We start from the raw sequence: 15,132 nt of genomic DNA, 5'->3' as shown, positions 1-15,132 counted from the left end.
GGTGAGCGCTATCGCTTATCCCTCTTGAAGAGCCCCTGCACTCCCTTGCCGATGCCGATGATCCCCTTGCCCACCTGGCCCACGCCCTTGGCGCCGAGCTCTACCACAGACCTCCCTGCATCGACAACGGTAAGCCCCAGCCCCTTCGCAAGGCCGACGGTCATGCGCTTCACCAGGCTCTCGCTGAGGTTGAACTGCGGGTCGCCGAGATCGCCCTCCACCACAAAGTCGAGGGAGATCTCGTTATTGCCCGACTGGAGGAGCTTGATCACCAGCGAACGGGGCGCGCCGAGAAACTTTCCCCCCAGCCCCCTGGCCGGAGCGAACTCGAGATCCCTGATCACTGCGCGGCCCGGGGCGTCTATGATCTTGTTGCGCACGCCGAGGTCGATCGTCATCGCGAGCGTGCCGCGGGTCACCTCGGCATCTCCCTTCTTATGGTAATAGGGCTTGAAGTCCCTGATATCGAGGCCCTGCAGAGCGATCCTGGCGTCGGTATCGAGGGTCCTGCAGAGCGTCTTTCCCTCCCAGGTAAGCGCCGCGGCATTCGCCGCCCCGGGGATGCGCGCAGAGAAGGAGTAGGTCGTCCAGGTGTTGTCGAAGGGCAGCGCAAGATGATCGATCTGCCATGCTATCCCGGTGAGCCGGATGCGATGGGGCGGCTGAGACGCCTTGCTGTCGAGATAGAGCAGCTCGCCGTCGCTCATCGTTATCTTCTTTATGAGGAGACTGCTCCTCCCTGCCGCGCCGTTGTCTTTCTTCGTATTCCGACCGTTGCCGTTGGGTGCGAGCTTCGCAAGCGGATTGAGCAGCTCGCCGTTTCTGCCGGTCTCGATACGCGCGGAGGGCCTCGCTATCGTGATCGCGGGAATGACATAGCGCGTGGTTTTTTCCCTTGCCGAGGCTATGGTGAAGCGCACGGCCTCGGCCGTGACTGCAGGCCCCTTTCCCTCGACCGCGAACAGTTCCAGACGGTGCACGGCTGTGGAGAGATCGACCGCTGCGGTCTTCAGGTTCACGCTCCCCTTGCACTGCAGCTCTCCGGCTATCAGTCCGCCCTTGAGCGAGGCGGCAAGAGAGACAGCGGACGTTTTATCGGCGAAGGGATAGGAAAAAGAGTCGAAGGTGATGAGACGGTTATGGAGCTCGAGAAAACCATACGGTGCGGGCAGGCGCTCATCCGTCAGGCGCAGCAGCCCGCCGGTGATGCGGATGCGCCTGATCTCGATCCCCGGCAGAGCGGCCGGCGATGCGGCCGTGTTCCGCGTCGCCGCTCCGGAAGAAGAGGGGCCGAACAAAAAAGGATTGACGAGACGGCCCTGCTTGTCGATCGTGAGCGTGACTGCAGGATTTTCGACGGCGATGCTCGAAATGACATACCGTTTTCTTATCAAGCCGAGCAGGCTCGCCCGGAGCGTGAGCTTGTCGGCCCTGATGACCGTCTGCCCGTCCTTTCTTACCTGAAGGCCGTATGCGTCAACGCCGCCCAGCCCGACCGAAATGCGGTCGAGAGAGAAGTTCTCTCCGAGCGCTGCTTCGAGCCGCTCTTTGATCAGCCTGTTCGCGTTGATGAGGAGGAAGACAGCGAGGATGACGACGGCGGCAGCGCAGGCGAGGGCGATAATGCCTCTAGTACGCTTTGTATGCATGACGTTTAATTGTACCATGGCATGCTTTGATCGTGCACCTGCGCACGATGTCATCGGAAGGGGAAGGGGAAGGGGGAGAGGGAGAGGTGAAGGGCAGGAGGAGCGGGACGTCAGTCGACGCGGTAAAAGACCTGGAACTGCTTGGACGAAGCCTCTCCGGTAATGACGATAAAGGCCATTCCCGCGATACTGCCCTCGCGCACCCGCACGACCGCGGCATTCCGTCCATTCTCTTCGATGAACTCCTCGTTCGTCGCCGCAAACCGCCGGGTCGCCTCCTGCACGGCCAGCTCCCTCCGCTTTTCGGCCTCGGCCTTCTTCTTCACCCCGAGACCCTCCTTCCTGAGCCGTTCGGCCTCCTGGAGCATCTCCTCGGCCCGGCGGATCTCATGCTCGATACGGTCGAGCCGCTCGCGGTCGCCGATGAGATCCTTGCAGCTCTTCCCTTCGGTTCGATAGGCGCTCTGCAGACGCGTCCGCTTCCATTCATAGGTATGGGCCATACACCGTCCTCCCGGTCACCTTCCCGGGTCTCTTCATGCCGAGCAATGCTATATATGATTACTATCGGACAGCCGGAAAACTTCTTGAGCGGATCTGCAGTGGAGAGAGGAGTGATTTAGTCTTGATGAGTCCAGGACGCATCCGGCAGCTCACGCTGTCACTACCCGGTCCCTCCCCTCCTCTTTGGCGCGGTAGAGGGCTGCGTCAGCCGCCTTCAGGAGGTCATCTGCAGCGGGTCCGTGCTGCGGAAAGCTCGCCACGCCCATCGAGAGCGTGACAGGCCCCAGCAGCTCCCCGTGATAGCGTACGGTGAGCTGCTTCACCTCTCTCCGCAGCTCCTCCGCCCGCTCGCCGGCCCGCTCGAGCGGGGTCTCGGGCAGCACGACGACGAACTCTTCTCCCCCGTAGCGGCAGGCGAAATCGCTCTCCCTGATGCGGCCCTGGAGGAACGCGCCGAGCTCCCGGAGCAGCAGGTCGCCGGCATCGTGGCCGAACCGGTCGTTGAAGAGTTTGAAATGATCGATGTCGATCATGACGACGCAGAGCTCCTGCTCCCTGCGCGCGGTCCGGTAGACTTCCCGGTCGAGCATCTCCTTCAGGTAGCGGCGGTTGAAGAGCCCGGTGAGCGGGTCGCGTATGGATTGGGCGTAGAGCGTCTCGCGGAGCCTGAAGTTCGCCAGCGAGAGCGCGATGCTCTCGGCCGCTGTCTCGGCGAGACGCTGCTTGTACTCCAGCAGCCGTTTGCGGTCCGCCTCCTGGCGTGCGAACAGCTCCTCTTTGATGAAGAGGAAGAGCAGTCCGAGCGCCTCTCCCTGGGCGATCATCGGCACGCAGAGGTAGACGCCTTTCCGGACCTGCGTAATGTGAGGACAGAGCATCATCGCCCGGTCCGCGCCTACCGTGTACACTCTTCCGAGCCTGAGCGCCCAGCACTGGTCCGGGCTGAAGGCCGGCTCGCTCCCGGTTTCGCCGCCCCACGAGAAGACCGATTCCAGGAGCTCGCCCTCGGCATTCATGAAGTAGACGGTTCCCGATTCCCGGTAGAAGAGCTCGCTCATGGAGCGGGCGATCACCTCTTTCACCTCCGCGACGGACGTGCATGCCTGCAGCAGTCTTCCCATCTCGCTCAGGAAGCTGATCTCCCTCCCCCTCCCCTCGAGCTCATCCACCGACCGGGAGAGGCGGTCCTCGGCCTTCCGGCGCTCGCTTATCTCGCGGCTCAGCAGGGAGACGATCCAGGAGAAGATCAGTATGCTCAGGAACGTTCCCGAAAGCAGCGTGGCAACGAGCCGTTTCGCGATGCTCCGCTGCTCTCCTCCGAGCATCGTGATCACCCGCTTCTCTTCCTGCTTTATCTCGTTGACGACCGCAACGATGCGGTCATAGATCGTGTCTCCTTCCATCGTCAGCGCACGCTGCTTCGCGATATCGAACCCCTCCTTCCTCTGGTGCTCGATGGATTCGCTCAGATTGGCGAGCCGCTTCACCAGGAGCGCTTCGAGCTCCGTGCGATGCGCGCGCAGGGCCGGCGCCGACCGTTCGAGCCTCTTCAGCTCCTCCATGTTCCGCGCCGCAGCCGACGTGGCGTTCTGGAAGAGCGCCAGGTGGCGGGGATCTTTGGTGATGATGTACTCCTGCCGTGCCGCTTCGGCATTCATGATATTGGTGAGGAGCAGCTCAAGCCTGTCGACAACGGTGAACGCCAGTGTCCGGAGCTTTGTATTGTCGATGAGGTGCAGTGTGTTGATATAGGAAAAGACCGTCGACAGGACGATGATGAGCGCGGCCATGCCGATCCCTATCGAGATAACCCTCTTCATGGCACCCTCTATGTATGCGTACTTTTGGGGACACTCGTGAGCGCGCCCTCCCCCAAGCGCACAGGAAACAACGCTGTTCCGTTATGGCGGGATAGTAATTCCGTGCTAACTAAATTATAGTTCCAAACAGTACGGATAGTAAGAGAGCGCTCCCCACGGGCCGCTGATCGCCGGGGAGCTCTTCGGTCAGTTTCCTGAACCGTCCGGCCGGACGGCCCCCCGGGAGGAGAGGAGGTCGACGAGGGAGAGGAGATAGTCGATATCCCGCGCAGCTCCCTTCAGCAGCTCTTCGTAGTCCGTAAAATCGATCTGCGCGGAACGGGGAAACGTCTTTATGGTTTCGAGGCGCTGCCGTATGGCCGGGATCTTCGGGTTATCTCCGGAAAAGATATCCTCCCACCGGACGTCGAGCAGCCGTACGATCGTGACGAGCTCGTCGAGGGTCAGGGGAACTCTGCCGAGCTCCTTCTTGGAGTAGCTCGTCCGGTCGATCCCGAGCTCACCGGCAATAAACTCCTGCCTGATCCCCTTCGCCTTCCGAATCTCTCTCAGGTGTTTGAGAATCCGGTCTGTCTTCATGGCAACCTTTTCTCTACAAAAGAATCAGGAGATACTCCGCAGAGCGCGTTTCCCTTGAACTTACAATAATGAAGAGCGTTTTCTTTTGTCAACAAACGAGCGCGGAGGGAAAGGCAGAACAGAAGCCCGCAGCAGGCCTCAATGACGCACCCTGCTGCGGGCGCTGATGATAAAATAAGGATGCCCTTAGATTTCGGCGTAGGACGGGATATGTTCGTACGGTCGCGCGCGCCGCGCCCATTCGCTCTCCGGATACCGCGCGGTGAGCATATCATAAGCCCTCCGCAGCGCCGTGGCATCGTTGAAGCGCTTGTACTCGGCAATGCCGAGATAAAAGACCGCTTCCGGCGTTACAGCGGAAGAGGGATGGAGGTCGATCACGGCTCTAAGCTCCTCGATAGCGCGGTCCAGATGCCCGGCATCGAACACGACCTTCGCGTGGCCGAAGGCGAGATGGGCCAGGAGATCATCCTCGGGGACGAATCCCACCATACCGTGGTGCACCCGGCCTGCCTTGTCGTGAATCAGCAGGGTCGGGGTCCAGGTGATGACGAAGTGCTTCATAAGGGCCGAGGGCTTATCCCAGGAGACCTGCGTCTTGAGCGTGACGAAACGCTCCTCCAGGTGCTGCTGCACCGCTTCGCTCGAATACGGACCCGTATTCATCGCATCGCAGCCCGTTCAACCCTCAAACCAGAAATCGTGGTATACGGGCCTGCCCGTATCCCGCGCCTTTCTCAGCGCGGCCTCGAAGTCGCGTATCCATCGCAGGTCGGTCATGACGACACCTCCTTACAGAATGCGGTTACCTTCATACTATCCCTTAACACGAAAGGTACGTACTGTCAACAGATCGATGCCCCGCGGGCGTTGATGAAGCACGGCGCTCGATAGCGCCGTTAAGGATGTGTTGATCAAGCCGAAAATGTATGGTAAATACTTTTATGAGCACCTCGCAGGAGCATGCGGATCCGCCCTCCGTTACCGGTGACGAGCTCCGGGATATGGCGGCCCGGTGGCTCGAGCCGGGCGCTGTACCGAAGCGCTGCAGGATCGTCACCGACACCTCCGACTTCTTCAGGGTGGAATACGACGACTTCGTCCTGCTCGGCGGGCGCCCCTATCTCGTCAGGAACTACCTGCGCGAGGGCCGCTTCGGCATCGATGAACAGCCCAAGTTCTGGGTGCGGAAGATCGTCGATCTCGCCGACGGCAGCATGAAGATTCTGAAGATGACCTTCCGCGAACGCTTCACGGCGCGGGTGGGGTCACTCACGTTCGAGTTCATCCGGAGCCCCGTAAAAGAGGCCCGCATCCTCGCCATGGTCCGGGGGCATCCGCGCTTCATGCAGGGATTCGGCGTCAAGGATGCCGCAGGGAATACCGTGCGCGTCATCGACTATATTAAAGGAGCCAGCCTGGCCGATCACGTCCCCCATCTCGGCAGCAGCCATGAGGAGTATTTTCACCTCCATTTCCCCGGCCTCCTCGACGAGTTCATCGAACTGGTGCAGGCCATACGGTTTCTCCATGACCGCGGCCAGAAGCACGCCGATATCCGGCGCGATCATGTCATTGCCGAGAGAACGACGGGCCGCTGTATCTGGATCGACTTCGACTACAACTACTGGCACAAGGAAAACATGTACGGCTACGACCTCTTCAGCCTCGGCAATGTCCTCGCCTTCATAGCCGGCCGCGGCGATATCACGACGCAGCAGCTCAGAAGGGAGCAGCCGGCCGCCTTCGCCCGCCTGACCGCGGACGACCTGAATATCGTCTTCAATAACCGCATCGCCACCCTGAAAAAAGTATACCCCTATATCCCCGATGCCCTGGACCTCGTGCTGCGCCACTTCTCGACGGGTGCGAGCGTCTTCTATGATGATACGGCGCAGCTGCTTGCCGATCTGCAGGAGGTGCGCGATACCCTTACCGCTCCTCCATCACGAAAGGAGCCCTTTCCATGAGCGCCCCAGACCCTGCGGCAGCGTGCCGCCTCAAGGACAGGCATCTCCTCCTGGCTGTCGATGCCTCGGAAAACGCCGAACGGGCGGTCCTCTACATTGCGGACTTCCTGGGAGGACTTCCGGGGTTCACGATCACCCTGCTCACGGTGGTCCCCGAACCTCCCGGCGACTACTTTGCCGGGGCAGAAGAGCACCGCACCTGGATCGAGCAGAGGCGTGCTGCGATGGCGGGGGTCCTCGGTCGCTATAAGGAACTCCTGGTGCAGGCCGGCTTCGACGAGAGAAAGATCGCGACCAGGGTCGATATCAGGCACTGCCCGGTTGTGGCCCGCTGCATCCTCGAGGCGCAGCAGGAGCTCGACTGCTGCACCGTGATCATAGGACGGCGCGGGATATCGAAGAAGGAGGAGCTCGTCTTCGGCAGCACCTCGAGCAGCATCCTCCATGCGAAGCGCAGCTGTGCCGTATGGGTGATCGGATAGGCGGGCGGCGTCAGTAGACGATCACCCTGTCCCGCCCCTCCGCTTTCGCGCGGTAGAGGGCGGCATCCGACGCCCGCAGCAGCTCGTCGCTCCGTTCGCCGTGCTTCGGAAAGACCGCCACTCCCATCGAAACGGTTACCGGTCCGAGTATCCTCTCCCGGTACCGGACCGTCAGCTCCTTGATCGCTCTCCGCAGCTCTTCAGCACGCTGGCGGGCGTCCTCGAGTGCGGTTTCGGGCAGGACGAGCACGAACTCCTCGCCGCCGTAGCGGCAGGCGAAGTCTTCCGCACGGATGTGGCGCGCCAGGAACGCGCCGAGCTCGCGCAGCAGCAGATCTCCCGCCTCGTGGCCGAAGGTATCGTTGAAGAGCTTGAAATGATCGATATCGAGCAGGATCACACTGAGCGGAAGCTCCCGGCGGAGCACCCGGTGGAGCTCCTTCTCGAGCAGCTCATCCAGGTAGCGGCGGTTGAAGAGCCCGGTGAGCGGGTCGCGTATGGATTGGGCGTAGAGCGTCTCGCGGAGCCTGAAGTTCGCCAGCGAGAGCGCGATGCTCTCGGCCGCCGCCTCTGCCAGCCGCTGCTTGCTTCTCAGCCTCGGCCCTCTCTCCTCCTCGGGATTGGCTGTCCCGGGGCCGAGGGCAGCGGCGTTGAATTGAAGGAAGAGCATGCCGAGTATCTCACCCTGGGCGATCATCGGCACGCACAGGTACGCGGTGTCCGGGAGGGATGCGGTATGGGGACAGAGCATCTCGGACCTGCCGCTGCCCGAGAGATAGGTCCTCCCGAGCCGCAGGGCCCAGCACTCCCGGGGAGAGAGGAAATACCCGTCGGCCTTGATATCGCCCCATACGGCGATGGACTCGAGCGTACTCCTCGCCCGATCGAGCAGGTAGATGATCCCCGACTCCCCGGAAAAGAGCTGCCGTATCGACCGGGCAATGATAAGCGAGATCTCGCCGGCAGTGAGACTCGCCTGGAGCAGGCTGTTCATTTCCGCGAGGAGCTCGATCTCCCTGTTGCGCTGCTCGAGCTCGTTGACGTACTTGGCGAGCCGCTCCTCCGCGCGTTTGCGCTCGCTGATGTCGCGCACACTGGCGAGGATGACCTCCCTCGCCCTGAGCGTTATCGTGCGGAGGAAGACCTCGACGGTGAAGACCGACCCGTCATGGGGCCTCCGGGCCCTCCATTCGAAAAGCTGCGTCTCCCCTCCTTTGACCCGGCGCCATATCCCGGGGAGCTCGTCGAGGGGGTTGTCGGGAGCGGAATAGTCCTCCCGTATCGAGAGCCGGGTCGCCTCGTCCCTCTCCACCCCGTACAGCTCGAGCATTTTCCTGTTCACATCGATGATATTCCCGTCCATATCATGGATGAAGATCGCATCATAGACGCTGTCGAGAATGGTGCGGAGATTCGCCTCCGACTCTATCAGCTCGCCTTCGATCTGCTTCCGCTCGGTAATATCCCTGAAGGTGACCACCACTCCGTCGATGACGCCATCCCTGACGATCGGCGTCGCGGTGTACTCGACCGGGAAACTCGTTCCGTCCTTTCGCCAGAACACCTCGTCATCCACCGTCTTCATGACGCCGTCGCGTATCGTTGCATAGATCCTGCACTCCTCTTCCGGGTAGGGCGTGCCGTCGGCCCTGGTATGATGCCAGAGAGGATGGCTCTTCCTGCCGATGACCTCTTCGGCCGGGTAGCCGAGCATGGCGACGGCAGCGCGGTTGACGATGGTGTGTCTGCCGCTTCTGTCCAGCCCGTAGATGCCCTCGCCTGCCGACTCGAGGATCAGCTCGTACTTCCGGCTCAGCCGGGCGAGCTCCTCCTCTACACGCTTGCGCTCGGTGATATCGTGGAGCACCCAGACCTCACCCTTATCGAAGGCATACCCGGCGAACTCGATGTAGCGGATGCTGCCGTCCTTCCTGGTAAGGGGCACGGTCCGTGTGGCGGGAAAGCCCTTTCGCCTGTCCTCCTCGTAATAGCTGCGGACAACGGGAGCGTCGGCGCCGTACATCGTGGCGAACCACTGGTCGAGCGTCGTCATCTCGGCGCGTTTGTAGCCGGTAAGCTCCTCCACCGCCCTGTTGAAGAAGACCGAATCGTCCTCCCGGTAGAAGGCGCCGACGGGGAGGTTCTCGACCATCTGCCACAACCGCCGCTCGCTCTTCCTCAGCGCCTCCTCGGCACGTCTGCGCTCGAGGACCTCGCGGTTGAAGAGGGAGAAGACCCAGAAGAAGAGCACGAAGCTCAGAAGGGTGCCGATGGAGACGAGCCGGCTCCCGCTGCCGGACGGGCCTCCCGCTTCGATCGAAAAGAGAAAAGAGAACAGAACAAAGATCCAGAGGGCTACGGTGAGACCTATGACGATCTTTCTTCTCATTGCTTGTGGTCCCGGGGGTACATGCCTGGGGGTTCATACCGGGGATCCATAACGGTCCTCGCATCCGCCGGAGCGCGGAGCCGCTGCCGGGAACAGCAGGGTACTGATTACATTATAAAGCCTTATTCGTGCGCGGAGAAGAAACGAGGGCGCACTCTCTGCAGCGCCCCGTGTGACAGACCTTTGCGATGCCCTGGTGGCAGAGGGCGAAGTCGTACTTGAGGGGGTCTTCGGGATCGAGCTTCTTAAGGGATTCGGTGATCTCGACCGCCGTCTTCCAGTCCTGCGAGCTCCTCTTCGTGAGGCCGAGGCATCGGGCGATGCGCGCGATATGGACATCGAGGGGGATGACGAGCCTGTTTTTCGGAATTCCCTTCCACAGGCCGAAATCGATATCCCTGTCCCGTACCATCCACCGCAAGAACATGTTCATCCGCTTGCAGGCGCTGCCCTGCGCCGGCGAGGGAAAGAACTGGAGGAACCCGTCAGGCCTTATAGCCTTGCCGTACACGGCGGCGGTATCGATGCCGAGGAGGGTATCGACGATGCCCGTCAGACCGTTTACGACAGTCGCATCGCTGTCGGTGTAGTGCCGCTTGAAAACCGCTTCGATAGCGCCGCAGTCTCTCAGCACGCGGCCGAGCACGTGAAGAAGGCAGAGGATATCGTCGTTCCTGTTGAAACGGTAATACAACCCGGCGAAGCGCTTCCGATGCCGCCGAACGTTGAAACCGAGGAGGAAGTCGTACGGGCTCCCGCCCATCCTCTCGAACAGGGCGTTCAGGAGCGCTTTGAAAAGATCGACTCGGCCGTAGGCAAAACAGCTGCAGATGAAGCCGGCCGCCTCGATATCCTCGGGCCGGGTGTAGCGGTGGGGGATCTCGATGGGGTCGAAGCAGATCCGCTCCTCGAAATTATAGGCGGCATAGAGCCTGTCGAGCGTCCGTTTCAAGGAGGCCATGCGCTCATAGTCCCAGTATCACCTCGCGCTCGTCCATGTCCACCCGGTCGATCCTCACCTTCACCGCCTTGCCGATCGTGAACTTCTTCTTTCTGTTGGCGCCGCAGAGCGCCAACTCTTTTTCGCTGTAGTGATAGAAGTCGTCGGTCATGAACGAGACATGGAGCAGCCCCTCCACATAATACTCCTTCAGGCGCACGCGCAGGCCGTAGGGCATCACCGAGACCACCGTGCCCTCGAACTCCTCTCCCACCTTGTCGCGCATGAACCAGACCCTCATGGCCTTCAGTACCGCGCGCTCCGCATCATCGGCCTGCCGCTCCGTCCTCGACGAGGTGAACGCGATGTCGGGGAGTATCTCTTCGAGCTCCTTCGTACGGCGCTCGCTCAGCCCCTTTCCCGACAGCACCGCGCGCAGGATGCGGTGGACGACGAGATCGGGATACCGCCGGATCGGCGAGGTGAAATGCGTGTACGATGCGGAGGCGAGCCCGAAGTGGCCGGCATTGACGGGCGAGTAGCGCGCCTGCTTCAGGCTCCTCAGGATCATGTGGTTGAGGATATCCTCCTCCGGTTTGCCCCTGATCTGGCGTATGAGGCCCGGGAAGTCCTTCGGCTTGAGCCCCTTGCTGCCCCGGGGGATGATGCCGAGCGTCGTTATGACCTTGAGAATGTTCTCGAGCTTGAGCGGATCGGGCTCTTCGTGCACACGGTAGAGCGAGGGGACCTCGAGCTCTTCGAGGAACCCCGCGACCGCCTCGTTGGCAGCGATCATGAACTCCTCGATGATCATATGGGCGAAATTGCGCTCGGCCCTCACGATCGCTTCGGGGTTGCCCTGGATATCGAGGAGGACCTCGGGCTCGGGGAGGTCGAAGTCGAGGCTGCCCCGTCTCGTCCGCCGCGCCTTGAGAATATCGCAGAGCTCTCCCATGAGCGCGAACCGGTCGAGGAGGTAATCGTACCGTATCCGCTCTTCGTCATCCTTATCGACCAGGATCTTCCGCACCGCCGTATAGGTCATGCGCTCATCGCTCCTGATGAGGCTGGGATAGAAGCGGGCTCCGGTCCTCGTCCCGTGCTTGTCGAACTCCATCTCGACGGTGAAGGCGAGGCGGTCGACCTTCGGCTTCAGGCTGCAGAGGTCCTCCGAAAGCTCCTTGGGGAGCATGGGGATGACCCGGTCGGGAAAATAGACGCTCGTGCCCCGCTTCCGTGCCTCGAGATCGATCGGCGAGTCCCAGCGCACGTAGTAGCCCACATCGGCGATATGCACCCAGAGGCGGTAGCCCTCATCCCTCCGCTCGCCCCTGTACTCTATGGAGATGGCGTCATCGAAATCCCGCGCCCGTTCACCGTCTATGGTGACGGTGGGAAGCTCGCGCAGGTCTTTCCGCTTATGCCCCCGGTGGCCCTCCTTTGCCTGCTCGTAAAGCTCCCGGGCCTCGTCGACGACTTCGGAGGGGAACTTCCGCGGAAGGCTCAGCTCATCGATGACGAGCTCGACCTCGTCGGCGGGGGTCTCCGGCTTCTTGAGCACCTTGATGATGCGGCCGGAAGGCGGCCGCTTATCGGTGGGATAGCTTATGACTTCGGCAACGACCCGGTCGCCGTCCCGGGCCTTGCCGGTGTCGCGGGGAGCGATGTAGAGATCGAAGGGGACCGAGCGGTCTTTGGGCGTGACATACGCTGCGCCCTTGCTCCTCTCGAAGGTCCCCGCGATGCGCGTATGGGCGCGCTCCAGTATGCGGACGATGGTCCCTTCGCGCCGGTGCTGGTGCTCGATGCGGGCCACCACGCGGTCGTTGTCCATGGCGCCGAGCGCAGCCCGGGCGGGAATGAAGACATCGCGCTCTCCCGGCTTCTCGGGTATGACGAACCCGTAGCCCTCGCGATGGGCCTCGAAGTGGCCGGAGACGAGGCTCATCTCTTCCGCAGGGCCGTACAGCCCCTTTCTCGTCCGCACCACCTCGCCCTCGTCGACCAGCTCCCGCAGGAAGCGCTTCATCCTGCGTTTCTCCGCAGGAGAGAGATTCAAAAGGTAGACAATGTCGATGAATCTGATGGGACGTGTGACTTTCTCTCTGAAAAAGGCGAGCAGCGACTCCCTGGTAACCATGAGAACTCCCGAATAATCCGCCTGAAGACAAGCAGAACCCTGCTTATTGATATTGTAGCACAGACTTCGGCCCGCCACGTCCGGCGGCTAACGGGCAAAAAGAGATATGGACGACCGACGGGATTTACTGGTTGGCAGGTTCAGAGGGTGCGGCGGAAGGACTACCAGAGGCCGAAGCAGACGGCGAGGGCTTGGGCTTCTGAACGCCCGGCACGCTGGCCTCGGCAGGCTTCTTTACGGGAGGCGGGCCGGCTCCCGCGCTTCCCCCGGCGCTTCCTGATGCCCCGCTCGGGGCTCCCGGCGCAGCAGTCCGCGGGAGCGTCAGCCGTACCACTTCTCCCGGGGCTCCGAGGTTTTCGAGAGCCTTCCCGTTGAAGTTCAGCCTGACGCCGGCAGCATTGCCGATGACCAGGGCGATGCTTTCGTTTGCTCCGTAGCTCACCTTATCGCCGGGATTGAGCAGCACCTCCCTCTTTTCTGTTCCGTCTATGCCGATCTCGATCCATGTCCTGTCGGTGGCGACGATATCGAGTGTCTGCTTCTTCTTCTGCAGCTCGCTCTTCTCTTTCGGTTTCTCTTTCGGGGAGGCAGCTTTTTCGGGAGGCGCCTCGCTGCCGCCTCCTGCAGGACTCTTGACTGCGGGAGCAGCCGGCTGCTGTCCTCCGCCGGGAGCGGTCCCCTGCGGTGCGGGCTGCTGAAGAGCTCCCGGTGAACCTTCGGGGCTGGCGGGGCTGGCGGGGCCGGGTGCAACGGCAGAGCCCGGCGGAGCAGCTTCGTCCGGAGCGGGAGCGGCCGGCTCAGCCGCCGGAGGCGGAGGAGCTTGCGGCACTGTTTGCTGGACGGGAGGAGTGCTCCCTTGCTGCGAGACATAGGTATAGAGCGCAACAGCGATAATGACCGGCAGCATGACCCATACCAGCCTGGGAATGCCTCTCTTCCGGCCGGGCTGTTCTCCTGGGACAGGCGGGGGGGACTCGCGGTCGCCGAGCACCTCTTCCAGGATATGCTGCCGCTCCAGGGAGGTCTCCTGGTCGCCATGCTCCTTTGCCAATCTCGAGGCTAAGCTCTTGTCGACAAAGAGATCTTTATCTTTCCTGACCCCTTTCTCTTTCAGGTACGCCTCATACGGTCCGAGGGCCTGGTCAGAGGGAACTCCGAGAAACTCTGCGTATTCACGTATATACCCCCTCGTATAGACCTCGACGGGGAGCTTTTCGTACTCTTCTTCCTCGATCGCCCGCAAATAGGCACTCTTGATCCGCGTGACACCGGCGATGTCGTTGACCTCTTTGCCGAGCTCTTTTCTCCGTTCTTTTAACAGTTTGGACATAATCAGCTATACCTTACCATACATTATCGGCAAAAATAAACGAAACATGACCATGGTAAACCGGCTGTGTTATCATAGTTTACCATGCAACGGGTGGTCATTACAGGAATCGGCGCGGTGACCCCTCTCGCTCCTGACTTCCGCGGCTCATGGAACAGGATGCTCGAAGGAGCTTCGGGCCTGGCCAGGGCTGCGGGACGCGATCTCTCCAGCCTCCCCTGGAGCGTCGTCGGTGAGGTCAAGGGCTTCGATCCCTCGCCGTATCTCTCGGAAAAGGAGCGCCGGCAGCTCGACCCCTTCATCCATTACGCCCTTGCCGCGGCGGTCATGGCTGCAGAGGATGCCGGGCTCTTGCCGCATATCCCGGAAGAGCGGGCACGCTCCCCGCGTATAGCCCGTTCAGGGGAAAGTTCCGGCGTTATTATCGGTTCGAGCAGGGGCGGCATCGGCACCCTGGAACGGGCACTTCATGCATCTGCCGCTGGCAGACGCCCCTCTCCCTTCCTGATGCCGGCCACCACGATCAGTATGGCAGCCTCGATCATCGCGCAGAAGCTCCGGACCTCCGGTGTCTGCCTCGGGATCTCTACTGCCTGCGCCTCGGGAGCCAATGCCGTGGGCGAGGCCTTCCGCATGATACGCTCCGGCCAGGCATCACGGGTCTTCGCCGGCGGCACGGAAGCGCCGCTCTGCAGGATCGGGGTGAGCGGTTACGGCAGCTCGGGAGCGCTCTCGCGCCTGTCCGATGCTTCTGCAAGCAGGCCCTTCGACCGGCAGAGGGACGGCTTTGTCCTCGCCGAAGGCGCGGCAGTGCTGGTCCTCGAGGAGTATCACGCGGCCCGGCTGAGGAACGCACCGGTCTATGCCGAGATCATCGGCTACAGCACGCTCTCCGACGGCCATCATCTCACCCGGCCGCAGAGAGAGGGAGAGGCGCGGGCGATAAGCGCAGCCCTCGACGATGCGGGGGTCGGGCCTGAAGCGGTCGATTATATAAACGCCCACGCCACCTCTACGCCGCTGGGCGACCGTACCGAAGCAGAGGCGCTCCACCAGGTCTTCGGCAGGCGTGCGGCACGCCTGCCGGTCAGCGCCCTCAAATCGATGACAGGCCATATGCTCGCCGCCTCAGGAGCGTTCGAGATAGCCTGCACCGCCATGAGCCTGAAGGAAGAGATCATACCTCCGACCATCAATCTTTCCGAAAAAGACCCGTCGTGCGATCTCAATGTCATAACCGAACCGAGCTGCCTGCCTATGACCGTGGCATTATCGAGCTCGTTCGGCTTCGGCGGGATCAACGCGGTGCTGGCGCTTAAAAAATAACGT

General features: G+C 61.7%; 12 protein-coding genes. 3 read left to right on the top strand and 9 right to left on the bottom strand.

The genetic code is table 11. From position 1 onward, the window contains the following. Positions 1 to 8 precede the first annotated feature (8 nt). The 5 genes from AB1805_02510 to AB1805_02490 all read right to left on the bottom strand — a co-directional run bounded on the left by AB1805_02510 (position 9) and on the right by AB1805_02490 (position 5,218). Entirely contained in the window at positions 9 to 1,649 is a 1,641-nt protein-coding gene (locus AB1805_02510; protein ID MEW5744304.1) for a DUF748 domain-containing protein, read from the bottom strand. Between the two features lie 110 nt (positions 1,650 to 1,759). Beyond that, entirely contained in the window at positions 1,760 to 2,152 is a 393-nt protein-coding gene (locus tag AB1805_02505) for a hypothetical protein (GenBank protein ID MEW5744303.1), read from the bottom strand. 150 nt (positions 2,153 to 2,302) lie between these two features. Next, positions 2,303 to 3,973 carry a diguanylate cyclase gene (locus AB1805_02500; protein ID MEW5744302.1) on the bottom strand — a complete coding sequence of 557 codons (1,671 nt, stop codon included), beginning with the start codon at positions 3,971 to 3,973 and terminating at the stop codon, positions 2,303 to 2,305. A gap of 186 nt (positions 3,974 to 4,159) precedes the next feature. Then, positions 4,160 to 4,552: a helix-turn-helix transcriptional regulator gene (locus tag AB1805_02495; GenBank protein MEW5744301.1), complete on the bottom strand. Its 393-nt coding sequence runs from the start codon at positions 4,550 to 4,552 to the stop codon at positions 4,160 to 4,162. A gap of 186 nt (positions 4,553 to 4,738) precedes the next feature. After that, a complete protein-coding gene (locus AB1805_02490) occupies positions 4,739 to 5,218 on the bottom strand; it encodes a hypothetical protein (protein MEW5744300.1) in 480 nt (159 codons plus the stop codon). 278 nt (positions 5,219 to 5,496) lie between these two features. Here AB1805_02490 and AB1805_02485 point away from each other — a divergent pair, with 278 nt between their 5' ends. Together AB1805_02485 and AB1805_02480 are read left to right on the top strand one after the other, a co-directional pair. Then, entirely contained in the window at positions 5,497 to 6,522 is a 1,026-nt protein-coding gene (locus AB1805_02485; GenBank protein MEW5744299.1) for a hypothetical protein, read from the top strand. Further along, on the top strand, positions 6,519 to 7,004 hold the full coding sequence (locus AB1805_02480; GenBank protein ID MEW5744298.1) for a universal stress protein: 486 nt from the start codon (positions 6,519 to 6,521) through the stop codon (positions 7,002 to 7,004). Before AB1805_02485 ends, AB1805_02480 begins: the two co-directional genes overlap by 4 nt. A gap of 10 nt (positions 7,005 to 7,014) precedes the next feature. Here the strand turns inward: AB1805_02480 and AB1805_02475 are convergent, their stop codons facing one another. The 4 genes from AB1805_02475 to AB1805_02460 form a co-directional block, all read right to left on the bottom strand. After that, entirely contained in the window at positions 7,015 to 9,393 is a 2,379-nt protein-coding gene (locus AB1805_02475) for a PAS domain S-box protein (protein MEW5744297.1), read from the bottom strand. A gap of 112 nt (positions 9,394 to 9,505) precedes the next feature. After that, complete coding sequence (locus AB1805_02470) at positions 9,506 to 10,354, bottom strand: TIGR02757 family protein (protein ID MEW5744296.1); 849 nt, start codon at positions 10,352 to 10,354, stop codon at positions 9,506 to 9,508. Between the two features lie 4 nt (positions 10,355 to 10,358). Then, on the bottom strand, positions 10,359 to 12,473 hold the full coding sequence (gene rnr, locus AB1805_02465) for a ribonuclease R (GenBank protein ID MEW5744295.1): 2,115 nt from the start codon (positions 12,471 to 12,473) through the stop codon (positions 10,359 to 10,361). 124 nt (positions 12,474 to 12,597) lie between these two features. Beyond that, the gene (locus AB1805_02460; protein MEW5744294.1) at positions 12,598 to 13,803 is read right to left on the bottom strand and encodes a RodZ domain-containing protein; all 1,206 of its coding nucleotides are present in this window, start codon (positions 13,801 to 13,803) and stop codon (positions 12,598 to 12,600) included. A gap of 84 nt (positions 13,804 to 13,887) precedes the next feature. Between AB1805_02460 and AB1805_02455 the strand changes: the two genes are divergently transcribed. Beyond that, positions 13,888 to 15,129 carry a beta-ketoacyl-ACP synthase II gene (locus AB1805_02455; GenBank protein MEW5744293.1) on the top strand — a complete coding sequence of 414 codons (1,242 nt, stop codon included), beginning with the start codon at positions 13,888 to 13,890 and terminating at the stop codon, positions 15,127 to 15,129. Positions 15,130 to 15,132: the final 3 nt, after the last annotated feature.

The sequence above is a fragment of the Nitrospirota bacterium genome (assembly GCA_040752355.1).
Taxonomy (GTDB): Bacteria; Nitrospirota; Thermodesulfovibrionia; order Thermodesulfovibrionales; family Dissulfurispiraceae; genus JBFMCP01.
Note: the sequence above shows the minus strand (reverse complement) of the source record. Positions and strands in the feature narration are given on the sequence as shown.